25 protein-coding genes are annotated in these 25,092 nt (G+C 46.8%); 4 read left to right on the top strand and 21 right to left on the bottom strand.

What is annotated here, in order from left to right; all coding sequences use genetic code 11:
• The first annotated feature begins 270 nt into the window (after positions 1-270).
• Complete coding sequence (locus tag CXK86_RS03410; protein WP_036609214.1) at positions 271-783, top strand: hypothetical protein; 513 nt, start codon at positions 271-273, stop codon at positions 781-783.
• Between the two features lie 98 nt (positions 784-881).
• On the opposite strand, the gene CXK86_RS03405 is transcribed toward CXK86_RS03410, so the two are convergent.
• On the bottom strand, positions 882-1,331 hold the full coding sequence (locus CXK86_RS03405; RefSeq protein ID WP_076249783.1) for an NUDIX domain-containing protein: 450 nt from the start codon (positions 1,329-1,331) through the stop codon (positions 882-884).
• Positions 1,332-1,387: 56 nt separating this feature from the next.
• Positions 1,388-1,684: a HesB/YadR/YfhF family protein gene (locus tag CXK86_RS03400; RefSeq protein WP_036609218.1), complete on the bottom strand. Its 297-nt coding sequence runs from the start codon at positions 1,682-1,684 to the stop codon at positions 1,388-1,390.
• Between the two features lie 486 nt (positions 1,685-2,170).
• On the opposite strand from CXK86_RS03400, the gene CXK86_RS03395 reads away from it, so the two are divergent.
• Both CXK86_RS03395 and CXK86_RS03390 read left to right on the top strand, forming a co-directional pair.
• A complete protein-coding gene (locus tag CXK86_RS03395; protein WP_076249784.1) occupies positions 2,171-3,916 on the top strand; it encodes an ABC transporter ATP-binding protein in 1,746 nt (581 codons plus the stop codon).
• Between the two features lie 12 nt (positions 3,917-3,928).
• Positions 3,929-6,019 (top strand): ABC transporter ATP-binding protein, encoded by a 2,091-nt coding sequence (locus CXK86_RS03390; protein ID WP_076249785.1) that lies wholly within the window; start codon positions 3,929-3,931, stop codon positions 6,017-6,019.
• A gap of 183 nt (positions 6,020-6,202) precedes the next feature.
• On the opposite strand, the gene CXK86_RS03385 is transcribed toward CXK86_RS03390, so the two are convergent.
• The 7 genes from CXK86_RS03385 to CXK86_RS03355 form a co-directional block, all read right to left on the bottom strand.
• Positions 6,203-6,829: a YdcF family protein gene (locus CXK86_RS03385; RefSeq protein WP_076249786.1), complete on the bottom strand. Its 627-nt coding sequence runs from the start codon at positions 6,827-6,829 to the stop codon at positions 6,203-6,205.
• Positions 6,826-7,371 (bottom strand): hypothetical protein, encoded by a 546-nt coding sequence (locus tag CXK86_RS03380; RefSeq protein ID WP_051447120.1) that lies wholly within the window; start codon positions 7,369-7,371, stop codon positions 6,826-6,828. Before CXK86_RS03380 ends, CXK86_RS03385 begins: the two co-directional genes overlap by 4 nt.
• 99 nt (positions 7,372-7,470) lie before the next feature.
• Positions 7,471-8,181, bottom strand: a complete 711-nt coding sequence (locus tag CXK86_RS03375) for a hypothetical protein (protein WP_076249787.1) — start codon at positions 8,179-8,181, stop codon at positions 7,471-7,473.
• Positions 8,178-9,233 (bottom strand): ATP-binding cassette domain-containing protein, encoded by a 1,056-nt coding sequence (locus CXK86_RS03370; protein ID WP_101313443.1) that lies wholly within the window; start codon positions 9,231-9,233, stop codon positions 8,178-8,180. The genes CXK86_RS03375 and CXK86_RS03370 overlap by 4 nt, the downstream gene beginning before the upstream one ends.
• A gap of 6 nt (positions 9,234-9,239) precedes the next feature.
• Complete coding sequence (gene argS, locus CXK86_RS03365; protein ID WP_076249789.1) at positions 9,240-10,970, bottom strand: arginine--tRNA ligase; 1,731 nt, start codon at positions 10,968-10,970, stop codon at positions 9,240-9,242.
• Positions 10,971-11,505: 535 nt separating this feature from the next.
• Positions 11,506-11,841: a four-helix bundle copper-binding protein gene (locus CXK86_RS03360; protein ID WP_036609230.1), complete on the bottom strand. Its 336-nt coding sequence runs from the start codon at positions 11,839-11,841 to the stop codon at positions 11,506-11,508.
• Between the two features lie 73 nt (positions 11,842-11,914).
• Positions 11,915-13,033 (bottom strand): CobW family GTP-binding protein, encoded by a 1,119-nt coding sequence (locus CXK86_RS03355; protein ID WP_101313442.1) that lies wholly within the window; start codon positions 13,031-13,033, stop codon positions 11,915-11,917.
• Positions 13,034-13,204: 171 nt separating this feature from the next.
• Here CXK86_RS03355 and CXK86_RS03350 point away from each other — a divergent pair, with 171 nt between their 5' ends.
• Complete coding sequence (locus tag CXK86_RS03350) at positions 13,205-13,723, top strand: MogA/MoaB family molybdenum cofactor biosynthesis protein (protein WP_036609234.1); 519 nt, start codon at positions 13,205-13,207, stop codon at positions 13,721-13,723.
• A 77-nt stretch (positions 13,724-13,800) separates the two neighbouring features.
• Here CXK86_RS03350 and CXK86_RS03345 read toward each other — a convergent pair whose 3' ends face one another.
• The 12 genes from CXK86_RS03345 to CXK86_RS03290 form a co-directional block, all read right to left on the bottom strand.
• A complete protein-coding gene (locus CXK86_RS03345) occupies positions 13,801-14,355 on the bottom strand; it encodes a hypothetical protein (protein WP_076249791.1) in 555 nt (184 codons plus the stop codon).
• A gap of 74 nt (positions 14,356-14,429) precedes the next feature.
• Positions 14,430-15,449, bottom strand: a complete 1,020-nt coding sequence (locus CXK86_RS03340) for an acrylyl-CoA reductase family protein (RefSeq protein ID WP_036670422.1) — start codon at positions 15,447-15,449, stop codon at positions 14,430-14,432.
• A 111-nt stretch (positions 15,450-15,560) separates the two neighbouring features.
• Positions 15,561-16,214: a hypothetical protein gene (locus tag CXK86_RS03335; protein WP_036670421.1), complete on the bottom strand. Its 654-nt coding sequence runs from the start codon at positions 16,212-16,214 to the stop codon at positions 15,561-15,563.
• Positions 16,215-16,611: 397 nt separating this feature from the next.
• On the bottom strand, positions 16,612-18,066 hold the full coding sequence (locus CXK86_RS03330; RefSeq protein ID WP_036609243.1) for a nicotinate phosphoribosyltransferase: 1,455 nt from the start codon (positions 18,064-18,066) through the stop codon (positions 16,612-16,614).
• Between the two features lie 197 nt (positions 18,067-18,263).
• The gene (locus CXK86_RS03325) at positions 18,264-18,821 is read right to left on the bottom strand and encodes a cysteine hydrolase family protein (protein WP_036670420.1); all 558 of its coding nucleotides are present in this window, start codon (positions 18,819-18,821) and stop codon (positions 18,264-18,266) included.
• 67 nt (positions 18,822-18,888) lie between these two features.
• A complete protein-coding gene (locus CXK86_RS03320; RefSeq protein WP_036609248.1) occupies positions 18,889-19,692 on the bottom strand; it encodes an NUDIX hydrolase in 804 nt (267 codons plus the stop codon).
• A gap of 78 nt (positions 19,693-19,770) precedes the next feature.
• Positions 19,771-20,175 carry a PaaI family thioesterase gene (locus CXK86_RS03315; RefSeq protein WP_036609249.1) on the bottom strand — a complete coding sequence of 135 codons (405 nt, stop codon included), beginning with the start codon at positions 20,173-20,175 and terminating at the stop codon, positions 19,771-19,773.
• A gap of 209 nt (positions 20,176-20,384) precedes the next feature.
• Positions 20,385-20,798 carry a YlbF/YmcA family competence regulator gene (locus CXK86_RS03310; protein ID WP_197997748.1) on the bottom strand — a complete coding sequence of 138 codons (414 nt, stop codon included), beginning with the start codon at positions 20,796-20,798 and terminating at the stop codon, positions 20,385-20,387.
• A gap of 302 nt (positions 20,799-21,100) precedes the next feature.
• The gene (gene miaB, locus CXK86_RS03305; protein WP_036609253.1) at positions 21,101-22,657 is read right to left on the bottom strand and encodes a tRNA (N6-isopentenyl adenosine(37)-C2)-methylthiotransferase MiaB; all 1,557 of its coding nucleotides are present in this window, start codon (positions 22,655-22,657) and stop codon (positions 21,101-21,103) included.
• A 312-nt stretch (positions 22,658-22,969) separates the two neighbouring features.
• Entirely contained in the window at positions 22,970-23,542 is a 573-nt protein-coding gene (gene pduL, locus CXK86_RS03300) for a phosphate propanoyltransferase (RefSeq protein ID WP_017689107.1), read from the bottom strand.
• A gap of 193 nt (positions 23,543-23,735) precedes the next feature.
• Positions 23,736-24,737, bottom strand: a complete 1,002-nt coding sequence (locus CXK86_RS03295; RefSeq protein ID WP_370511404.1) for a dipeptidase — start codon at positions 24,735-24,737, stop codon at positions 23,736-23,738.
• An 84-nt stretch (positions 24,738-24,821) separates the two neighbouring features.
• Entirely contained in the window at positions 24,822-25,082 is a 261-nt protein-coding gene (locus CXK86_RS03290) for a stage V sporulation protein S (protein ID WP_007430104.1), read from the bottom strand.
• Positions 25,083-25,092: the final 10 nt, after the last annotated feature.

Here is a 25,092-nt window from a genome sequence, read left to right as displayed (position 1 = left end):
CAGAATAATCCACATTAGAGGTTGTTCAAAAAGTCCGCTTTTGATTACGAAGGATGCCTAGAGGCATCATCAGCATCGAATATGGAATTCAGCCGAAATGTCCGTTGCTCACGTAGTTTTCCCTACGCTCCGCTACTCCATTTCTAGCTTCATCCCATCTTCTCGGTACTGAAAACCGTCCTTTTTGAACACGTACTATTATGGTTATGCTGTTGCATGAAATATAGATTCACTTTGCAACTATTAATGGCGCAGGAGGATTAAGGAACCATGTCACGTCAGTTTATTACAGAAGCCGTGATGGTGGCCATTTACGGTCAATTGCTAGCGCCGCCCGCGCCTGTTGAATATATTGTTCCTTATACCACCATCCTTGAGCTATATGAATTCCAGACCAGTCCTGATCCCATGATGGATAACCCGGCAGATGATCAGCATGTGAAATCCAAAATCAATGAAATGATTTCTTATTTCGAGGAACCGCTGAATAAGAAAAAAATAGAGCGTGCGTTACTTGTTCCATGGGCCAAAAGCCCCTCCATTTTATTTGGTGACCAAGTATCCATTGCCATTATCAATGCAATAGATACGGCACAGTACGGGGAGTATTTCGATCCCATTGAGACCGAACTGCTGCTGACATCTCAGCGCCTGAGTATCCCGATTCTCACCGATCAGGTTGAACTGATTGCACGCATAATTGAGTCTGAATCACCTGTACAGGTATTTGATATTGATGATTTTGATTTTGCGATGGATGATGAACCTCTCGATCAGGTGTAATTCATGCTCTGAGCACGTGAATCGGATTTTTAAAAAAATGACCTTGGCATCCACTTTATCGTGCATGCCAAGGTCATTTTTTTGCGTCAATACTTATTTTATTCTGCAATATCCCTCGCTAACAGGATTCGGCTAATCTGATTAAGAGGTGGTAACGACTCCAGTGCAAAAAACTTCAGACCTGCATCACTATTTACACGCGACTCCACAAGGTCATCCTGAATGATCACTGTCCGGAAAAGAGCAATGACATAATACTCTTCATCTCCGCTTGAATGCAAATACCGAAGGTCAGGCCCCGAATAGAGATCTTCCAGTGTCATGGTATCAGCAGTCCAACCTGTCTCTTCCCATAACTCCCGATGTGCAGCATCGTCAATAGCCTCACCCGGGCGCATCTCACCTGCTGGCAACCGCCAGTGACCATGTTCAGCATGTTGAATCAGCAGTAATTCACCTTGTTCGTTCTCAGCCCGCACCGCCGCTTTTACAACAATATGAGAGCGTTTTGCGATATACTGGGCCAAATCTCGTGGTGGCAGATTCACTGCTTATCCCCTCCTCCTACTCGGAAGCCGGTGGCGACCTGTAATCCATCTATTGCTTAGACTTCCGTATAACGATATTCGATATCCTGACCTTCATCAACGATATCCACATGCAGTTGGTGGCCTTTCAGATACCAATAATCGTGATCTTCCATAAAAAATTGAATCCCCGACACTTCGGTTTGATCCGCAGGATGTCTTGGTTTCTCCACAGCAATACCTAGCGAAAATCCAGGGTGAAGACCTCCGCCAGAGCTATAACGGGCAAAAAATCGAATGCTGTCTCCCTCGTTCAAATTCAGTTCTTCCTTGTACCAGCGAGCAGCTTGATCGGATACATGTATGGTACTCATTTGGTGTCAGCTCCTTCTGTATATATATGTTCCATCATATCTCGACAGGGACTTGAATACAAACCCGAGTGACCACATAAAGACAAAATAAGTTGTGAAAAATGTTTGACAGATTGTAAAAGCCGGTGTTAAGATGCAAACATACGAGGTCTACATTGTATTTATTTCCAAAAAAAGAAAGGGTGATTACGGTGTTTAACAAACATATGATAGGTCAATTCAACGCACAACTAAATACCGGAGCACACCCGAAATCATTATTCCGTTCATAAGTCGGCATGACAAGGCGTTCTTTCATTAGAACCTCTGTGATGTTTACTCACAATCGAACTTATATATGGTGGCGGCTCTGTTCTCTGAGCCATGCTGCCGTATGATTATATGAAGACATACCGCCTGCGTGCGGTATGTCTTTTTTTGTGGGTACATTTCGGCATTCATGAACGGAATTTGCATTTCTCGGACATCGAAAGGAAGGGATAACACTTGTTCTCTGTACTTAAAAACCTGGCCTGGTTCTTCCGGCTGGAACGCAAACGATACCTAACCGGTGTCATCTTGCTTATTCTGGTGGGCATTGCCGAACTCCTGCCTCCTCGTCTTCTTGGTAATGCCATCGACGAGATTGTGCGCGGTTCCATTACCGGCACCTCACTTACCCGTTATATTTTGCTTATTCTGGGAACGGTCATCATTATCTATCTGGTTACATACGTTTGGATGCACAAACTGTTTGGTGGTGCCAACCTGGTGGAGCGGCTGCTTCGTTCACGCTTTATGGACCACTTGTTACGGATGACTCCTCCCTTTTTTGAGAAAAACAGAACAGGAGATCTGATGGCTCGGGCCACCAATGATCTTCGTTCCATTGCTACTACAGCAGGCTTTGGCATGCTGACCTTAACAGACTCTACGGCCTTTCTGGCCACCGTATTGTTCGCCATGGGTTTCCTGGTCAGCTGGAAACTGACCCTGGCGGCAATCCTGCCATTACCTTTTATCGCCATTGCCATGATGATCTATGGTAAAGCTGTACATCAACGTTACACCCTGGCACAGGATGCATTCGGAGATATGAACGACCAGGTGCTGGAATCCATCGCCGGGATTCGTGTCGTGCGTGCCTATGTGCAGGAACGTCTGGACGAGAAACGGTTCGCCGACGTGACCGAAGATGTGTATCGCAAAAACCTGGCTGTTGCCAGAATGGATGCCCTATTCGAACCCACCATCCGGCTCTTCGTAGGACTCAGTTATGTAATTGCACTTGCCTACGGCATATATCTTGTATTTCATAATGAAATTACCCTGGGGGATCTCGTATCGTTTAACATGTACCTGGGGATGATGATCTGGCCCATGTTTGCCATCGGCGAATTAATTAACCTGATGCAACGTGGTAGCGCTTCGCTTGATCGGGTCAACGAGACACTATCGGTAGAACCTGCCGTACAAGATGTGGAGCAACCTGCTCACGTTACGAATCCAGAAGAAATTGCGATGCAGGATGTTACATTCCGTTACCCAAGTTCCACTGTCGACAATCTCAGTCACATCAGCTTTTCGCTACGACGGGGTCAAACATTGGGTGTTGTGGGTCGTACGGGTAGCGGTAAGTCTACTTTGCTCAAACAACTACTTCATGAATACCCTGCCGGTTCGGGCACATTAAGCATCTCGGGTCATCCGATTCAGGATATCGCCAAAGATGACTTGCACAGCTGGATCGGGTACGTACCACAGGAACAAGTTCTGTTCTCCAAATCAGTTCGTCAGAACATTCAATTCGGTCAACCTGGGGCCAGTGATGAAGTCATCCTGGAAGCCATTCGTACCGCCGCTTTTGACGGGGATCTGGGAACCTTATCCGATGGACTGGATACACTTGTTGGTGAAAAAGGAATCTCTCTGTCCGGTGGACAGAAACAGCGGGTATCGCTGGCGCGTGCCTTTATTGCTAATCCTGATATCCTGATCCTCGATGATGCCTTATCTGCTGTCGATGCACGTACTGAAGCCAAAATCATTGAAAATATACGCAACAAACGCTCGAGAAAAACCACGCTGATCTCGACTCATCGCCTGTCTGCTATTGAACATGCTGACCGAATCATCGTACTGGAGCACGGGAAAATTACGGAAGAAGGCACTCACCAGGAACTGTTAGCCATGAACGGCTGGTACCGTGAACAGTATGAACGGCAACAGGTCGAGTCCAATCTGTCCACGTAGGAGGTCAATTCATTGAAGTCTAATACAGGCAAAAGGCTGCTTGATTACGCCTTGAAAGCCAAAGGAACATTTATTGCTGCATTAATTATGCTTACCATTGGGGTTGCGGCCGAGCTTGCCGGGCCGTTCATCGCCAAATCGATGATTGACAATCACTTGCTCGCGATTGAGCAGCCTTTCTATGAGACAACAGCTTCAGATGAAGCCGCAGTCTACAACGGTAAGAATTACAAACGCGAAGGCTTGTTCGCACCGGATGAAAACAAAGGTTCCGAAGTCCGGGTATTACAAGCCGGCAGAAGTTTTTATTTTGTAAACGAACCGGTAAGCGCACCTGACGGGGACCGCACATATACGGATGGAACCCTCACGGTTACACGCGCAGGTGAAGTGACAGGCCAATATGCAGCAACCCCCCTGTCCGCTGGTGAACTGTTTGCTTTTTACAAACCGGAGATGCCCAGCATCTATCAATTAATTGTGTATTACATGATCTTCCTCGTGATCTCGGTCATTATGGAGTTTGGTAAAACATTCTGGCTGCAATCCTCGGCCAACAAGGTCATTCAAAGATTGCGTAACGATGTGTATGCCCATATTCAGCGACTGCCGGTGCACTTTTTTGATAACCTGCCCGCAGGTAAAGTTGTATCTCGGGTCACAAACGATACAGAAGCCGTCAAGGATCTGTTCGTTGCCGTTCTTTCGAACTTTTTCTCAGGTATCATCACGATTACAGGTGTATATGTCGCACTCTTCCTGCTCGATGTTCGCCTCGGCCTGATTTCATTATTCGTTGTGCCGATGCTCATTACATGGATTGTGCTCTATCGCAAATTCGCTACTCGTTACAACACGATCATTCGATCCCGACTGAGTGAGATCAATGCAATCATTAACGAGTCCATTCAGGGGATGTCCATTATCCGCGTATTCCGCCATCAGAAACAAACCAAACAGGAATTCGAAGATCTGAATGATGACTATATGAAACACCAGAACAAAATGCTGAACCTGAATGCCTTCACTTCACACAACTTGGTTAACGTATTACGGAATATCGCCTTTGCGGTGGTCCTGTGGTATTTTGGTTCCAGTGTGTTGGATGGCACAAGTATTATCTCCCTGGGTGTTCTGTATGCCTTCGTTGATGTCCTTGGCCGCTTGTTCCAGCCGATTACCGGCATGGTCAATCAGCTCGCCAACCTGGACTCCTCCCTCGTATCCGCTGGTCGCGTCTTTGAGCTGATGGATGAAAAGGGAGAAGCCGTAACCGATGGCTCTATGCCAAGATACAAAGGGAATGTTGTCTTCGATGATGTATCCTTTGCCTATAAAAAGGATTATGTGCTCAACAATATCTCGTTTAAAGCATCCCAAGGTCAGACGGTCGCTCTGGTCGGTCATACCGGTTCGGGCAAAAGCTCAATCATCAACCTGCTGTTCCGGTTCTATGATCCGCAAAAAGGCAAGATTACAATTGACGGTCAGAACGTCAAAGATCTGCCTAAACAGTGGATTCGCGAGCATATGGGGATTGTATTGCAGGACCCGTATCTGTTCACAGGCACCATTGCTTCCAACGTCAGTCTCGGCGATGAAAAGATCTCCCGTGAGCGAATTGAACAGGCGCTGCGTGATGTAGGCGCTGAACGTATCCTGGCTCATTTGCCTCAAGGCTTTGACGAACCTGTCATCGAAAAAGGAAGCACATTGTCTGCTGGACAGCGTCAGTTGATCTCCTTCGCTCGTGCACTGGCGTTTGATCCGGCCATCCTCATTTTGGATGAAGCGACTGCCAATATTGATACGGAAACGGAAGCATTGATTCAGAACGCACTCGAAGTCCTCAAAAAAGGACGTACCACCTTCATCATTGCTCACCGTCTGTCTACCATTCGTTCGGCAGATCAGATTCTGGTTCTGCATCGCGGGCGTATCGTTGAGCAAGGTGCACATGATGAACTGATGGAGCTTAAAGGCCGCTATTATAAAATGTATCAGCTCCAGCAAGGTGCGCAAGCAGCGGCGGTCGCAACGCTCGAGAATCCGTCAGGTGATTCCGTTCCAACCTCAACCTCCTTTGCCGGGGGCAATGCATAACAGAGTAAAACAGAAAGCTCTTTAAGTAACCAATCAAAATGATGTACTCGACGGCAAAACAAAAAACGATCTACACAGTTACCTCAGGGTTTGCGGTGTAGATCGTTTTTTTGTATTTTCATCGGGATTCAGGTTCCGTTACTGTTTATTTAGGCCAGACAAAAAAACAATCCGCGTGCAACCTCATGGCTGCTGCGGATTGTCTATCCATCCTTTGATCGTATATCCCATGTACATCACGGTCTCTCTTGCGAGAAAAGGAAACTTGCTGCGCCAGGTTTGATACGCCGTTGTTCGTGTCGGAGATGGTACGGCATCCATGCCCAGTCCGGCAGCCAGTTTCATGGCCCGTTTCATATGTAATGGATCACTCACAATCGTATAGGTTTGATAACCGGCCTGTTCACCAATCGGAATTGAATTGACTAGATTCTCCTCGGTAATTCTGGATTTGGTCTCTATGCGAATGTCCGCAGGATCTACTCCATGTGCGATGGCATACTTCTGACCCACTTCAGCTTCCGTATGTTCTCCATCACCACTTGATCCACCTGTGAAAAGCAGATTACGAACGGTACCCTGACGGTATAATTCAATCCCGTGTTCAATACGTTCGCGAAATACAGGTGAAGGGTTATCCCCCGCCACGGCTGCGCCCAGAATGATTGCTGCATCCGATATCCTGGATGAATCCTCATCCGTATATGCAGATATACGGATTGCGGTAATCCCAGTCCACAGGATTCCAACCAATACTACAGCCAGAGCCGTCATTAATATCCAGCGTTTCGTTATCCGTTTGCTTGTCATTCATCCTCTTCCAAAGCCCTTGCTTGCATACTCTCGGTATGCATCCGCTCCAGCGTTTGCAGAGCTGCTGCGGATTCGGCATCCAGACCAAGCTCTGCAATCCATGCACCCGTATACTGCTGAAGACGGATCTCCAACTCCTGTGCACGGTCTTTGAAATCCTCCAATTCCTTAATCATGCGTGATCGTCCTTCCGGACTGAATGTCTCGTGAATTCGTTCCTTGAAATAATGATGTACGATACGGTTACGTTGCTGCCATAATTCATTCAATTGAAGAGTCTCTTCCTCGGAGAATGTAAAATGATGGCGCACTTCGTGAATGAGCTGCCCCAGTGAACTGCTCATTTTTCGTTCGTACAGATCTTCCAGATCCTCTTCAGACACGGCTTTGCCCTGAGACATTTTCATTAATAAAATCAGATTGACCAGCTGCTGTTCAAGCGCCTGCCCGTAGTACACTGCCAATCCGTAATAGGCAAACAATTCCCTGGAGTGTTCGCTGTCCAGCATGTCACCATTCTGGATATCTGTATTTTGCATATGCGAGCGCCCCCTTCAACCGTACAATGTTAACCATTCCATGTCACTCTATCCTAACCAAACCAAGAGCAACATTCAAGTTATCGGGAAGCGCGTCTTCTAACTCCGCAGATCTCTTCTTCCGGACAGCCACACATGGATGATTAGTAACACCGATGCATAGAACACAGTCCATAGCATAACCGAAACAAAAGAGCCCATCTTTAATTCATCAAATAACATCATCTCACGAACCAGATAAAAGGCTGGTGGAAGAATGCGGCCAAGCCATTCTAACGATTCAGGCAAACGTTCACTTATGGAACCTTGAACAAACGAAAGTAATAATACAATAATGAGAGCAGGCATACTTCGACTAAGCAAGGGAATGTACGATTTTTGAAAAAATACACTGATGCCTAATCCCAGCAGTGATAACCCCAAATGTCCTAACCAAGTCACCATCCACTCCTCACCTGTGGGTTGTCTCTCAAACATTCCCGCGAACACGGGATACAGCACAGTGATTGCGGTGAGCATGAATTGCATTATCCAGGCACAGATGAGTTGACTTGTTACAACCTTACGCCTGCTTCCTGCATGAAGGACAAGTAATTGATACTGCTTTGCAGGTTCGGTATTCATCACCATTACTCCGAGCCAAGCAGCTGCCAGAAATAACAGCATAGCCGTGACACTGTAACTGTCCGCAATAGGGTTGGGTTTGTAGGAATAGATCAGCAGCATGGCGATGATATAAAAGATAACCGGTGCAAAATATTTCTGTGAGCGAATGTGATGCCTTAACAAATATCGGGTCAGATTGATCATTCAGCTTCTCCCCCCGCATCATCCATGGAAGAGCTTAAGTTCACAGATTCTGTGACACCTCCACGACTCGCATGTACAGCTGGATGTTGTCCTTCCAGCAGACTTTCCATATGTAATTGACTTTCTTCCTGTTGTACAGACACAACCGAACCTCCGGATGCCAGAATCATTCTGAGGACATCATCTGTTGATTGTTGAACTACTTTCCAATCCCACAACCAAACATTGGATATCCCTGAACTTGTATTAGGAACTAAAGACAGTACTCCCGGTTGTTGTACAATCGATAGATCGTTAGCCAGATCCTCTCCAGCTTCCGTCAGACTTTGAATACGTACAACGGGTTCGCCAGCTTGTAGTATATCTTCACGACTCCAGTAGCGGAGCACACGGCCTTTCTTCAACACAATCACCTGGTCTGCCAAACGTTCAATAAGCAACGGTTCATGACAAGCTGTAACGATGGATGTCCCTTCATCCTTCCATTGCCCCAATAAGGATACAATGCCCTCTTGAGCTGGAATATCCAAGCCTGACAACGGTTCATCCAGCAACAAAAGACCACCCGGTCCAGGTAACAGGGCCTGAATCAGATTTACTTTTTGCAATGTACCCTTCGATAATAAGGGTAACTTCTGATCGATCGCGGTATCCAGATATAAAAGTTCACTAAGTTGTCTAATCCGCTCATGCAGTATTTCGGGGCGAATGCCCCGAATCCGACCCATGTCCCACAAATACTCTCCAGAGGTAAAGGGTAAACGTGGCAGGCCATCTACTGCATACCCATCAGAACCCTTCATTGTGCGCTGGATCGATCCTGTATCGGGTAACAAAATACCTGCCAACATACGTAGCAACGTGCTTTTGCCAGAGCCGTTTCTACCAACAAGTACAGCACATTCGCCCTGTTTCACTTCCAGAGTAATTTCATCAAGTACTTGAGCATTACCTAATCGCTTGCTCACTTGTTGAAGCAACATACCTCGACCTGATGAGTCTGGTACATCTTGATTGGCTTTCTTGAAAAGTCCACGTGTACTCCATATCACCTGGGATCACATCCGCTCTGGAGCTTGGACACCTAGCAAATGTAAACTGTACGCGAGGCGTTCGGCAGTCCGTTTGGCCAATGCCACCCTGAAGGATCTTACATCAGATGACGCATCTGCAATCCGTTCGGCGTGATAGAAACGGTTGAATGCTTGAGCGACATCTATAGTATATTTGGCAATGACCGAAGGCTCATTCCGATGAATTGCTTTTTCAAGATACTCGGGATATTCACCGAGCAGTTTCAGCAATGCCCATGAGGTATCTCCGACACAGGATGGAGTGGTCACTGTGTCAATCTCACCATCCGCAAGGCCGGGGTTAGGCAGAGGGTTTTCATTTTCCACGCGGATCGCTTCTTCTGCCTTGGCAAGCACACTTTGAATCCGAGCATGGGTATATTGCACATAAGGTCCAGTCTCCCCTTCAAAACTCACCGCATCTTCCAGTGAGAAGTCCACATCGTTTAACCGACTATTACGCAGATCACCGAAGACAATGGCACCTACACCAACAGCCTCAGCCACCTTCTGAGGGTTCTCCAGATTCGGGTTTTTCTCCTGAATAATCTGCAAAGCACGAGCGACTGCCTCATCCAACACTTCCTGCAAAAAGACGACTTTACCGCGGCGGGTAGACATTTTCCGTCCCTCAAAACGCATTAATCCAAACGGGATATGTTCACACTTCGCAGACCATTCATGACCCATCCGGGATAGGACCGCAAATACCTGCCGGAAATGTAACCTCTGCTCGCCTCCGACCACGTATAACAACCGATCTGCCTTCATCACCTCATGACGATAAACTGCCGTAGCCAAATCCCGAGTAGGATAGATTGTTGTTCCATCTTTTTTGATAATCAGGCACGGGGGCATGTTCTCATCTTCCAGACGTACCACGAGTGCTCCATCACTCTCTTCAAGTAAACCTTTTGCCTTCAGTTCTTCAACCACTGCGCCCATCTTGTCATTGTAAAAGCTTTCTCCCAGCGTATGGTCGAACTGTACATTCAGGCGTTCATACATCCGGTTGAATTCCTTCATGCTCACTTCCACAAAGAACGCCCATAACCGCTGTGCTTCATCATCCCCTTGCTCCAGCTTGCGGAACCACTCGCGTGCCTCAATCTCCAGAGAAGGATCGTTCTCCGCCTCATCGTGGAAGCGCACATACAGTTCCAGGGACGTACGGATCGGGTCTGCCTGCAACGCTTCATCATTGCCCCACCGTTTGTACGCTGCGATCTGCTTGCCAAACTGGGTTCCCCAGTCTCCCAAGTGATTCACACTTACGGAGGTATAACCCGCTTCGTTATACAGCCGATACAGTGCTGCACCGATTACAGTAGAACGCAAATGTCCAATTCCGAAGGGTTTTGCGATGTTAGGGGAAGACATATCAATTACAACACGTGAACCTTGACCAAGCTGAAGCTTACCAAATGCCGCATTCCCCAGTTCTTTCAGCAGATTCGGCGCGAGCTTCTCCCGATTGAAACGGATATTTACATACGGCCCGGCGGGAGTCGCTTCAATTCCAGATGCCTGCAATCCCGTTGCGAGCTCGGTCGCAATGACTGCCGGTGCTTTTTTTAATGACTTCGCTAATACAAAACAAGGGAATGCTGCATCACCCATCTCCGCCTGTGGTGGGACTTCCAGTAATCTCAGAACCTCTTCTTCATTCAAACCCGTTAAAGGGGTAATATCGGCCGCAGCCTGCTTCATCAACATGTCAAACACTCCTTATCCATTCATTATTGGCTGAAATTAAACACAAAAAAGCTCTCGTCTCTAAATAAGAGACGAGAGCTGAATTAACAGTTCCCGCGGTACCACTCTAGGTGAACAGCTACTCCTAATATGATTCAACATGCATACCAGTAGAACCTGTTCCGCTCGATGCGTATAACGGTCGCAAGCCGGATTACCCTCAGACAGATATGGCCTATCCCCGGTCGGGATACGCACATCTTTTCGGATAACCATCTCACGGGTGCGGTTCACTCAGGTCATGTCATACCGGCTTCCACCTCTCCCGGCTCGCTGTCATGTATGGATCTGGCTACTCTCCCGATCATTGATATTCTTCGTTTCAATTCATTGCCATCATTATACATACCACGATCAGACTTGGCAACCTACATTAAAAATCCCCTACTGAAAGGCAACACATAGGCACATCGTCTCAGATGCTTGTGTTCACTGCCTTTCCTTAGGGGAAAACGGTCATTATAGGTTTTAATTATATATTCCAGTGAAATAATATTTACGCTACTGCTGCCATCAACCGGCAAGCTTCTGCACATCTGCGGCAAGCCTCTGCACATGCTTGGCAGTGATCATGGTGGTGTTTGCCACACTCAGCGGCGCAAGCTTCACAAGCTTTCACACACAATTCACATATTTCAGCAATGAAATCACTTCCACGTGTCATCGCTTGTGCAGCAAAACTGCAGATCTCTGCACATTCCCGATTCAAACGAATGCAATCACGCAACATCGCCAGATCATATTCTTTCAGACTCGATATGTAACATACGTTGCATGCATTCATGCACTCCAGGCAAGCATCGATACATTGTTGATATTGTTGTTGTGTCATTTAAAGTTACCCCCCAGGCAAAGTTTGCTATGCATCTTAATACCCAGTTCGGAGGAATATTGAATCATCTAACCTACTTTATCGCTTCCAATTCCAGTAATTGGTCACGAATGACAGTTTGGTCAAAATGTTCACCTATAAACACAGCAACATTAGGGACCTCTACCTGAGGTGTGATCTTCATGTAATCCGATTCACGGTAGGCATACTGGAACCAGAAACGGCTCGCCGTGTCACTAAACGATAAGATGCCTTTTGCTCGATACACATCCCGTGGCAAAGCAGATACAAATTGTTCAAACGCCTCACTGTTCACCGGATGACTGAAATAATGTGTATACACCATAACATGTTCGTGTGAGGCATGAGGAGCAGAATGCTCGTGACCGTGGTCATGACTATGGCTATGAGATGCGTCAGTATTCGTAGCATCGCCTTGGACTGTATGATCTGTATGCTCATGTCCATGATTGCAGCCATGTGTACCACAGGTTTCCGTATGCACATGATGCTCTTTGTGAGCCGGCTTGCCTGCTTCAGAAGCTGAATCACGTACGTGCACGTCTGCCCCGCTGCGAAGCAACAGATCCATCTCCACCTCACATTTGACCGTAGGGATTACAGGTGCGAAACCATTCCATTTTGCCAAAAGCTGCTCCAGATCCTTCAGTTCCTGTGCACTCACCCGATCCGTTTTATTCAAGAGAAGCACAGACGCACAACGAATCTGCTCCTGCATTAGCTTGAAGGTCTGCCCCTTCTGCTCCTGATACAGACCAGATAGATGTGCTGCATCCACAACCGTAATGAGACTTTTCAGTTCCAATCGCATGTAAAGTGAAGTCTCAGTTACTGCATCCAGAATCTCCATTGGATTCGCCGCACCGGTTGCTTCAATGATGATCACATCAGGGGATTCCTCCTGAACGAGATCGGCAAGTTGCAATCCCAAGTCACCACGTACGGTACAACAGATGCAGCCGCCTAACATCTCTGTCATCGGAACGGTGGAATCCACAATCTGACCATCCAGATTGACATCGCCTAACTCATTCATAACCACTGCGGGGCGCAAACCCTGCTGTTGCCAATGTTCAATCAACTGAACAAGCAGTGTTGTTTTTCCACTCCCCAAAAAACCTGACAGTATATATACAGGTATGGATTGTTCTTTTATAATCGTTTCATTCATGCGTATACACCTCTCTGATTGTCCTTCTTGTAACCTAGTCTATCTATATCTAGCGAGTGTACACCATCCCGCATTCGTTGTGCAATAACGTTCAACTCTTCCCCAGTACATTGCCTGATTCTAACGGATGGTCTATGCTATGAGGACATGTTGATTGAAGGAGGAAGTTTCATGACTAATTCAGTGGAACAACATCGCCAGGAAGCCCCTGACACGGTATCGTGCATGATTGTTACAGTGTCTGACACACGAACTAAAGACACCGATACCAGTGGCCAGCTCATGCACCAGCTTTTGAATGAAGCGGGTTATCAGATTGTTGAATACATCATCACACCAGATGAGACGGAGAACATTCGAAGCATCCTGCAAGATGCAGCTGTTCGTGATGATATTGAAGCCGTGTTACTTAGCGGCGGAACAGGGATTGCACCCCGAGATACAACTTATGAAGCAGTATCCTCATTACTCGACAAGGAACTCCCGGGCTTTGGTGAGATCTTCCGTTTTCTCAGTTACACCGAAGATATCGGTTCCGCTGCCATCCTGAGCAGAGCCGTCGCTGGAACGATTGGACGAACAGCCGTATTCTCCATGCCGGGTTCCAAAGGAGCCGTCAAATTGGCCATGGAAAAACTCATTTTGCCCGAGCTGCGGCATGTGATGCGTGAAATATATAAACCCGTCTGAAAGATCAGACGGGTTTTTCGGGTTTATTTTTTAGCTGTACGGTAAGGATTGAAAGTTTTCTGTGCTCCCATCTTCTCTTACCTTAGTTGCCCCAACACATGTTGGAACACCTGCATAACATCCTGTTCATACTTGTCCTTTTCTCCACCGGAAGCTGTATATACGAGTGAGACGTACCCTTTGCTACGAATCGTTGTCCGGCCAAGCGCATTCTCCAAGACAGCCTCATCACGATTCTCACTATACATTTGTTTCATGCTGGCCGCCCGGGTTGTCGCATCACTGAAAATATGGACTTTCACGATGTGTCTGCCACTTCCATTCAACAAATACATATAAGAGATCCCGCCATGGTCGTCATCGGCAGACATGTTATTCATAAGTTGAATGCCTTTTGCTTCAAAACTCTTACTGATCTCACTCACCAATTCACCGTTTAATCCGTGTCCTTGACTCTGTGCCCGCACATTTCCTTCATCCGTCGCTTCGCGCGTGTAGACCTTCCGCTCCTGCTCAATGGATGATGCCGAACAAGCCGCCAGGGACCAGACACTCGTGATCAACACACCACTTACAAGTACCGACTTCATTGTTTTTCCAACCAGACTTCGCCCTTTTCTAGCAAACCACATGCCAATCCTTCCTTTCCAGCCACGTGTGCTGTGACCCAATCAGGTAGAATTAGCATGTCTAAGGACTTAGAATCTTATGCGGATGGCAGATCTGATATTGTATTGACCACCGTACGACCCACTGCACCACCTTGGAGTATCGTCTCCAGCGTAAGAGGCAATTGATCTAGAGAGATCTCCCGGATTCCCAGTTCCAGCGCGCGCTCTGGTTTCCATTCTCCGCCGAGCAGTTTCCACAATCGTTCCCGACGTTCCATCGGACAATATACAGAGTCTATACCAACAAGCTGGATGCCACGCAAAATAAACGGAAGTACCGTGGATTCAAAAGCTGTGCCTCCAGTTAACCCGGATACCGCTACCGCACCTCCGTATTGAATCTGTTTCAATCGCTCCGCAAGAGCCGGTCCTCCTGTTGGATCAACAACTCCCGCCCATAGCTGTTTCCCCATGGCTCCTTTAGCTGGAGCATCAGCTTCTTCACGAGTAATAACCTCTGAGGCGCCCAAGTTTCGGAGCAATGACTCCTCCTGATCCTTCTTGCCTGTGCTGGCTGTTACTTCAAAACCAAGTTTCGCCAGAATGGCAACTGCCATACTGCCAACACCACCCGTTGCACCCGTAACCAGAATCTTGCCCATCTCCGGTGTCACTCCAGCCTGTAACAGCGCATCTACCGAAAGTGCAGCCGTAAAACCTGCAGTTCCAATTGCCATGGCTTCTTTCTCATTGAGACCCGGTGGCAGAGGCACCAGCCATTCACTGCGCAGACGAGCATACTCGCTGTACCCTCCGTAATGGGATACGCCAGGTTCAAATCCTGTACTGATAACCCGATCTCCTGGTGCAAAACGTCCACTGACCGACTCCTCTACCGTTCCTGCCAGATCAATTCCCGGTACCATCGGGTACTCACGAACGACACCGCCTTTGTCAAGGGTAGCGAGTCCGTCTTTATAATTGACACTGGAATACTGCACCTGTACCGTTACATCTCCATTTGGCAGATCTTCCTTCTTCAATTGCTCTATAGCAGCTTTCACTCCGCCCTGTTCTTCTTTACGGACCACATATGCGTTAAAATGGTTTATCATCTATAGCCACTCCTCTTTTGGATTTTATATATTTTTCCATTAAGCACATGAATTGTTCGCATTCAGGCTTAACGGCTCCGTTTACCTATGGAATTCTTCAAATATTGATGATCAAACTCTGTCTCTCCTGAGCGTCAACAGATAGATTAGTGGACCCACAATAGGGATGATGCCTGCCGCGGTCCAAGCTGCTGAACGTCGACTCACTTTAGTATCCCTGTATATCGCAATCATGGAAAGTAAGGTCAGCAGTACAAAATCAATCGTCATGATATGTACAAAGGCAGATTGATTGAATGCTTCCATATATACATCCGGATGACCTTGCGTCACGGCATAGAATGCTGCCCCCAGCGTTAACAGCAGAAGGACTACATGCGTCAGCTTGTGGGCTGCTACCCGTCCAATTCCCGACTCCCGCTGACGACCAAAATGTAAGTTTGCGTAACCCGAAGCTCTATTTGCGGATGATGACCATGCATAATAGGGAAGAAGGGTAAAAGCACCCAATCCGAAAGAAAGTATAACAAAAGGCCAAGCCGGTACACGGCCACCTCGTTCTTTCACAGATGTTCTTAACAGCATACAGGCATAAACTGCCGGGAAAATACCTAACCACGAAAATACCGTAAGTAACCAGGGCTCTTTGCTTTGCATTGTAATCAGTTCTTTGAATATCGGATCACTTCCAGGTGACTGCCCCGGTGCCAACAACAATGCATAGGCAATAAAAGCGATCCAGACCAGTCCTAATATCCATCTCATGTCTGCACCTCCTCTTACTTTCATCCCCTACAGCTACGGGATTGAAACAATGCGATGCAGAATTTGGCGGCTCCTGCGCTTTCCCGAGAAATAATTACTACTTTTCCCCTACAACCTCTTGAATTGGGCATGACTATTTCCAGTATAGCCTGTTACCATGGCAGTCTGTCCATGAGATTTCTTACATCACTGGTCCACCTCATCGGGATCATATAGAATAACGTCTATCAACTGTCGACGTACTTTCACAGAAGACAGAACGCGTATAGCTGAAATTACTTCTTGCGATCATCGAATTGTTCAACTCCGCTAAGAACGTATACATTTTATAGGCATCAAAAAGGCATAAGCCAGTATACCTCACTGGTTATGCCTCTCTGTAATTCTTATGTGTGAATTATTCCTCTGTGGATTTCACATGTTCCGCAATGAGCTTCTGCTTCATATTCCATGCCGCAGGGCTGATGTTCACACGGTAGATCTCCGGGTTGAGCTTCCGTTGGTATTCAGGCCAGAAGAGGTTCATCTGTTCCCGGTGGTACGCCCGAATCTCATCCAAATTAGGCAGTTCATACACTTTACGTCCATTCACAAAGATTGGCTCCAGCATATTCACCGCTTCGTAGCGGGTAACCGTCTTTTTCAGATAAGGGTGTAGCGGGTTGAACAGCTTGAGCGGTCCGCCCTGTAGCGGCTGCTCTTCCTCTGGATAGCAGATATAATCTGCAATCGCTTTGCCATGTTTCGGATCAATGATCCGGAACACTTCCTTTTTACCTGGAGTGGACACCTTTTCAGGATTGGCAGATATTTTGATCGTAGGCAGCATGGCACCGTCCACTTCACGCTCCACCAATTTGTACACTCCACCCAAAGATGGCTGGTCAGAAGCGGTAATCAACTGTGTACCAACACCCCATGTATCAATCCGTGCTCCTTGAGCCTTTAGGTTGAAAATCGTGTTTTCATCCAAATCATTAGATGCAACAATTTTCACATAATCCAAGCCAGCCTCATCCAACATCTGACGTGCCTGAATCGACAAGTACGCTAGGTCACCACTGTCGAGACGAATGGCATTCATCTTTTTGCCTTGGCTCTCCAACTTCTTGGCTGTCTTGATGGCGTGAGGTACTCCACTGTTCAATGTGTCAAAGGTATCAACCAACAGTGTAACCTGATCAGGCAACACTTTGGCATACACGTCAAACGCCTCCTGTTCGCTCATAAAGCTCTGTACCCAGGAATGGGCATGAGTACCTGCTGTTGGGATTCCGAAGCGCTCTCCGGCCAGCATATTAGACGTTGCATCGAAGCCTGCTACATACGAGGCACGTGCGCCCCAGATGGCAGCATCCGCTTCCTGCGCACGCCGTGTGCCGAATTCGAGCAACGTATCCTGTTGTGCTACCTGTTTGATCCGCGAAGCCTTGGTTGCAATCAACGTCTGATAATTCATGAAGTTAAGTATCGCCGTCTCCACCAATTGAGTCTCCATAATGGAGCCTTCTACCCGAATGAGCGGTTCGTCAGGGAAAACAATTGCACCCTCCTTCATGGAATGAATCGTCCCCTGAAATGAAAACTGGAGCAACTCTTCCAGAAAGACCGGATCGTAATTTTCCTCTTGTTTGGATAAAAATTTGATGTCGTCCATCGTAAACCGAAGCTGGCTGATATAGTTCACAATACGTTCCAATCCGGCAAATACCGCATATCCGTTACCAAAAGGAAGTTTACGGAAATAGGCTTCAAATACCGCCTTCCGCTTGTGAGTACCATTCACCCAATGGGCGTACATCATATTGATCTGATATTTATCCGTATGTAAAGCCAGGCTAGTTGTCTGCATTTGTCTCATCCTCTCTGACTTCCGCTCGTGCCCCCAGATTTCATCTGTGAACACGGGTTAACATATGGAGACTCATTCTTCATGATTCTGTTCATCCGTATTAAACAAACAAGTCTCCCGTAAAAAACTCTATACACCATTCACCACATTCATCCGGTTCCTAACATGGAGTCAACCAAACATGACTATGGAGTAAATTAAGCCAAGACTGTCTCGCTCGCCTTAACCACCGAAGCACCAAGGCTGGAACGAAAATGTCCAAGTGCCCACTCATGCCCTGCCGGATTGAAGCTGGCAACGGCATCTTCGTATACCGTAATATGAAAACCTTTATTGTAAGCGTCCACTGCGGTATGCAATATGCAAATATCCGTGCATACCCCAATCAGTGCAATATCCGTAATACCACGTGCACGCAGTCTGAGTTCCAGATCGGTCCCACAGAATGCACTATATCTCGTCTTATCCATCCACTGTATATCTGTTTTCCGTTCTTCCATCACTCGGGCAAGACGACCATATAACTGTCTTCCCTCCGTATTTCTGATGTTATGAGGTGGGAAAAGTACAGTCTCCGGGTGATACGGATCATTTTCTTCGTGTAGATCCACAGCCATGATTACCTCATGTTTGTTCTTACAGTAGGCCTCGGTTACAGCTGCAATTGTCTCTTCGATCTCTACTGCCGGCTGACCTACAGGCAAAGAACCTGTCACAAAATCCTTCGTAAAATCAATGACAATCAGTGCTTTCATCGTCAACACTCCCTTAGCCCAGAAATGGTTGATCCTGATTCAATCAGATTGACACATCTACACCTTATTACGTGTAGATGGACAGGCGTGGTACGAGTTCTGTAAAACGATATAACTGCGCCGGACGCTGCGAGTACTGGTTGGAACTCACCAGGTTCCCCTCTTCATCTCTTACTTCTTCCACAATGCCTTTACGGCTGCGGGTAGACGTAATCTTGCGAATGAAGTTTGGTTCTTCAAAATCCGGTACAACACTTTGAATAACCTGATATAATTCACTTAATGTAAAATCACGTGGCAGGAACTGACGAGCAATCGTCGTTTCCAGCATCTGCTGTTGAATACGTCGATAAGCATCTTCAATGATTGTTCTGTGATCAAAGGCCAGTTCCAGTTCTTGCAGCGCCTCCTGAATCGTGAACAACCCAACATCCTCAGCATCATCTGCCGCTTGGCGTTGATCCAGCATCCATTCTTCTACAAGCGCGAAAAATGCGTGTGAGATAATCCAGCCCCTCGGGTCACGACCCGGCTGACTGTATACATTCAAGTATTCCAGATGTCCACCGTCTACACCTGTCTCTTCCATCAACTCACGCTTCGCTGCACCGTAGATGGATTCATTCTCCTGACAAAATCCACCGGGTAATGCCCATCTGCCTGCAAAAGGCCAGCCTTTGCGCTTGATCAGCATCACTTTCAGTTCCCGAATGGGAAGTGTCTTCGTCACCGTCTTGCGCTCCCGCTTGGTTAAGGTGAACATAACGATATCCGCAGGAACACCATCGGGGGTACGATATTTTTGGGAACTATAAGCACGTGCTGCTTGTTCGTCGCTCTCTGCATTAAAGTGTTCGTAGTTTTCGCTCATGGGCACCACCGACTATTTTCATTTTGATAATTTCATTATGACATAATAATATCTTTTGTCAACCGCAGGATTCATGCGTTACGTTCTCGGGCGTGCTATGCGGAATGTCGCCGTAGCCATACATCCCAACGTGCCCGACGCATCACGAACCTCAGATTGAGTCGTAACACTGCGTCCTGCTTGATGCAGTACCGTAGCTGTCACCGTTAATTCCCCTTGTTTCATTGGTGCAAGAAAATGTACGTTCAGATTTGTTGTCACACAGCCATCCACTTCCATTGCTGCTGTTGCAACCATACCCATTGCCTGGTCCATCAGTGAAGTCAATACACCCCCATGAATGATCCCCATGGAGTTGGTATGATGTTCGCCTGCTGTCAACGCGATCTGTACTTCTTTTCCGTCTCCTTTAATATAACGACAACCTAGAAATCCCCAGAATCGTCCGTCTCCGTCTTCCACCATTTTGTCCAAAATACTCATTATTCATTTCTCCTTTATTCACTGTACGTATCAAGCTCTCTTGATGTCATGTGCCTTTATCATTAAAAATCAGCTACGCCACACAAAATAACCCCACAGCGTGGAGCTTTGCTTGGAATTATATTCCGAGTACTTGGCGATAGCCACTCCACGTTAACAGTTATGTAATGTCAAAAAAGGCGCGGACAGCGTCCGCACCCTTCCGTCATTTAACCGCAACTGGTCGGAGGTGAATCCGTTCCAGCCTCCACGTTTACTTTTTCAGAAACCGTATCCCGGATTACAGAGATCACTAGTTGAAGTAAGTAGTTGATGTCGCTCTGGCTCTGCTGGAATTCCGTAACCAATGGAATACTGTCCAGTTCGCTTTGCAGATCTTCAATTTCCTGTTCAATTTTGCTGACCATCTCCACATTTTTGAAGCTTTCAAAAGCAACAATCTCTTTTTGTTTTTTCTTGATCGTTGCAATCAACTGCTGGATGCGCTCATGATCCCGAATTTTGGTTTCAGCCTGTTGAAACTGTCTAACTTCCTCACTCGTTCCGAGCATATCAGCCAATTCTTTGGCTTTTCCCATAATGTCGTCGCGTATGACCAGATTGCGCGTATCGTAGGTTGGCATTCCATAATGGTTGTACTGCACTTCTTCCTGCGCCACTGAAATCGCTCCATTCTATGAGATGATATAAGATGAAAACTCACTGTTGCACTAAGTTCAGCTGACTGCTGAGTGACCGCTGCGGTGTCGGATCGTTCTTTTGATCGCTGTTGTCTCCGAATTTTTTCGATTGAGATTGTTCAAGGTTAATATTCGGAGACAAAGGCGAACGCTTCGCTTCTACAGAATCGATTCCGTCACCTTCGCTACGCTCGGCGTAACCCCGCTAAGTGCAAAAAATCATTCATCTTATTTGTGTGTGTGTATTACTGATTGGCAGCTACCGGCTCGGAGAGCAGGTTGCCCCGAATATAAAAAGTCATCGGATCGGTGATTTCCACTTGTACGAAAGTACCGATCAAATCTTTAGGTCCTTCAAAATGCACCAGCTTGTTGCTGCGTGTACGTCCTGCCAGAACTTCGGAATTCCGTTTGCTCTCGCCTTCAACGAGCACTTCAACGATTTTACCGCGTTGCTCTTCATTGCTTCGGTGGCTGTATTCGTTGATCGTTTCGTTCAAGCGCTTCAAACGTTCCTTCTTCACTTCCATCGGTACGTTGTCTTCCATCACTGCAGCCGGTGTACCTTCACGCGGGGAATAAATAAAGGTATAGGCAAAATCATACCCTACTTCACGGACAAGGGAAAGTGTATCTTCAAACTGTTCTTCCGTTTCCCCCGGAAAACCAACAATAATATCCGTTGTCAACACAACATCCGGGATGGCCTTTTTAATTTTGTCAGCCAGCTTCAGATAGTGTTCCCGGTTATACTTGCGGCTCATACGTTTGAGTACTTCTGAACTGCCAGATTGCACCGGAAGATGAATGTGCTCCACCAGATTTCCGCCCTTGGCCAGCACTTCAATCAAGTGGTCATCAAAGTCACGTGGGTGACTGGTTGTAAAACGTACTCTTGGAATATCAATTTGGCGAATGGCATCCATCAAGTCACCAAAACTGTAGTTCAGGTCGGTGAAGTCCTTGCCGTACGCATTCACATTTTGACCAAGCAGCGTGATCTCCTTAAAGCCTTGTCGTGCCAAATCCCTAACTTCGGCAATGACATCTTCAGGACGACGGCTGCGTTCTTTGCCCCGCGTAAACGGAACGATGCAATATGTACAGAACTTGTCGCAGCCATACATAATATTCACCCAGCCGCGCATACCCTCACGTTTCTTCGGCAGGTTCTCAATAATGTCGCCTTCCTTTGACCATACCTCAACAACCATTTCTTTGCTGAACAACGCTTCCTGGATTAGATGTGGCAGTCGATGCACGTTATGTGTACCAAAGATCATATCCACAAAGCCATGCTTCTGCATGATTCGGTTGACGACGCCTTCTTCTTGGGACATACAACCGCATACGCCAAGTAACAATCCCGGACGTTCGAGTTTTAGCGTTTTGAGGTGACCGAGCTCACCAAATACTTTATCTTCCGCATTTTCTCGTATGGCACACGTATTGAGCAGAATAATATCAGCTTCTTTGCGATTCTCTGTAGCCTGATATCCCATAGACTCAAGGAGTCCTTTGATGGTCTCCGAGTCATGCTCGTTCATCTGACATCCATACGTATATACAATATAGTGTTTACCTTTCCCTATGTTTTTCAGCTCATCGGGAACGGCATTTTCGTAAAGCACCTGGACGTCTTCCTTGCCCCGCTGTTTCTCCTGACGATGATTGGGTTCCGATTTGATGTTAATCTCACGGCCCCGGATTCTTATCTTTTTGCTGAATTCATCTTGCGAAATTACTTTGGCATCGGAGAAATCAAAATATTGGGAGTAATCCTTTTTTGAGTCTTTAGCCATTTCCTTCGGTCACTCCTTACAGCCTCTATTAATAAAAAATCGTTCATTCATCCCTGTTCCACATGAATATCTTGCTTGGAACATTAAAAGAGCATTACAGCAAATTATAGCATGAATTGGGCTGTAGTTCCACATCCAAAGCGCATCTCCCTTCGTCTAATCCGAAACATGCCATGCTCAGAAGAACACTCAGAAAACACAAAAACCTGAGCCTTGCCATCAGGGCTGGTAATAACCGGCCCCTGTTGGCTGTGCTCAGGTTTAACTGTTATTCAGACCGCCATAATTGGGGGCTGAGGCTATTACATGTAATTAATCGATGATTTCAGCAGTGTCGCCATTACGAGCGCCAGCAGCGTTAGCTTCATCTGTATCAATATGCATGTCCAGTGCAAAAGAATCGGATACACGAGCCAGTACATTTTCCAGTACCAGACCACGATCTCCACCCAGACGAACTTTCAACATTTGTTTGTCCTCGATACCCCATTTAGCAGCATCAGAAGTATGGAAGTGAATGTGACGAGCAGCAACGATAACACCTTTATCAATCGTTACTTCGCCAGCAGGACCTTTAATTGTGATTCCTGGTGTACCTTCAATGCTTCCAGATTCACGTACAGGTGCTTTAACACCAATCGCAAATGAATCTGTCATGGAGATTTCCAGTTGCGTTTCAGGGCGAACAGGTCCAAGGATACGCACTTTATCAAACTGTCCTTTCGAACCAATTACCGCTACAGTTTCGTTAGCAGCGTATTGGCCAGGCTGGGACAGAGGTTTAAATTCAGTCAGTTCATAACCTTTGCCAAACAAAATTTCAACGTGCTCTTGGGATACATGAATGTGACGGGCAGATACGCCCACAGGTACTGTTTTACTCATTGTAAATTCACTCCTTGTTTATCTATGGCCTGTACTCAGGCTCTTAACAATCCAATGGTATTATACCCCTTTTTGGAGTGAAATGAAAACGAACTGGTGAAAATTCATGAAATACACTTATTTCACCATCATTCCCCTCCTTTATTTGGAAAACAAGTTTCAATTCAACACATTCAACGCACACACCAGTTCACTATTTCATGGAATTCCCCTTCATCTGCATCTTCGGATTGCTCTCTGGCAAGTGTTCCCCCAGATAACTCATCGCATTCCCCCACAACCAGCCGCGCACTAAATGTTCATCATAATGCTTGAGCAGGATTTCCGTCAGTCTCGGATAATGTCCTGAATGTTCAAGTTTCTGAATATACGTTGAAATCCCATCAAAATCAGACCCCATCATCAGGTGATGTTGCCCGCCCAGAGAGCAGATCTCCTCAATATGAGGCAGCAGATCTTCTATACGTACAACACCCTCCTGCTTTACAAACCAGGGTACAAACGTCAGTCCAATCCGCCCTTCCCGGGCAATGATAGCCTGAATCTGATCATCTTTCAGATTACGCACATGGGGACATACGCTGTAGCTGTTGGAGTGGGAGGCGATAAAAGGACGTTTACTCAAGTCAGCCAGTTCCCAGAACCCTTTCTCTGTCAGATGTGACACGTCGAGCAGCATTCCGATTTCATTACACTGGCGCACCAGTTCCTTCCCCTTCTCGGTCAGACCTGCTCCACGCTTCTCCATTACTCCGTCAGCCGCCCAATTGGCATAATTCCACGTTAGTCCAATAATTCGAACGCCCATCTGATAACATAACTCCAGATAGAACAGGTTGCCCTCCAGGCCATCCACACCCTCCAGTGTGATTAACCCCCACGGACCCTCTGTTTGCCCCACCTGAGCCACCTGTTCACGCCATAACAACGTCTGTGTGCCGCCAGGCCGCTCCTGACTTCTCTCCACACGTCTACGATAAATCTCCAACTGCCCCATCACATGTTCAAACTTGCCTCTGCCAAGTACTTCGGGTAAATAGATCGCGAACGCCTGCAACCCTACATTCCCCTCTTTCAAACGTTGCAAGTTCACATCCAGTTGTGGAGCATCTTGGAATGAAAGAGCAGGCTGCATCAAAATTTTGCTCAGTGCATCACAGTGAAAATCAGCTACACGCCAATCAGACATGGACATCTTAAACCCTCCTCAATATGTGATTGCAAAAAACGCAAAAAAACCTGTCTACATCGTAAACAGGTTCAATGCATACTGCATGTATTATCTGGGCTCCACAATCAGCTTAATGGCCGTTCGGTCCTCGCCGTCGATCACAATGTCTGTAAAAGCTGGAATACAAATCAGGTCAACTCCGCTTGGTGCTACAAATCCCCGGGCTATCGCTACCGCTTTAATGGCTTGGTTCAGTGCTCCCGCTCCAATTGCCTGCAGTTCAGCATTTCCACGTTCACGAAGAACCCCTGCAAGAGCGCCGGCTACAGAATTAGGATTGGACTTTGCTGAAACTTTTAATACATCCATGGTAAGTACC

The organism is Paenibacillus sp. BGI2013, from assembly GCF_002843485.1.
GTDB lineage: Bacteria > Bacillota > Bacilli > Paenibacillales > Paenibacillaceae > Paenibacillus > Paenibacillus amylolyticus.
Note: the sequence above shows the minus strand (reverse complement) of the source record. Positions and strands in the feature narration are given on the sequence as shown.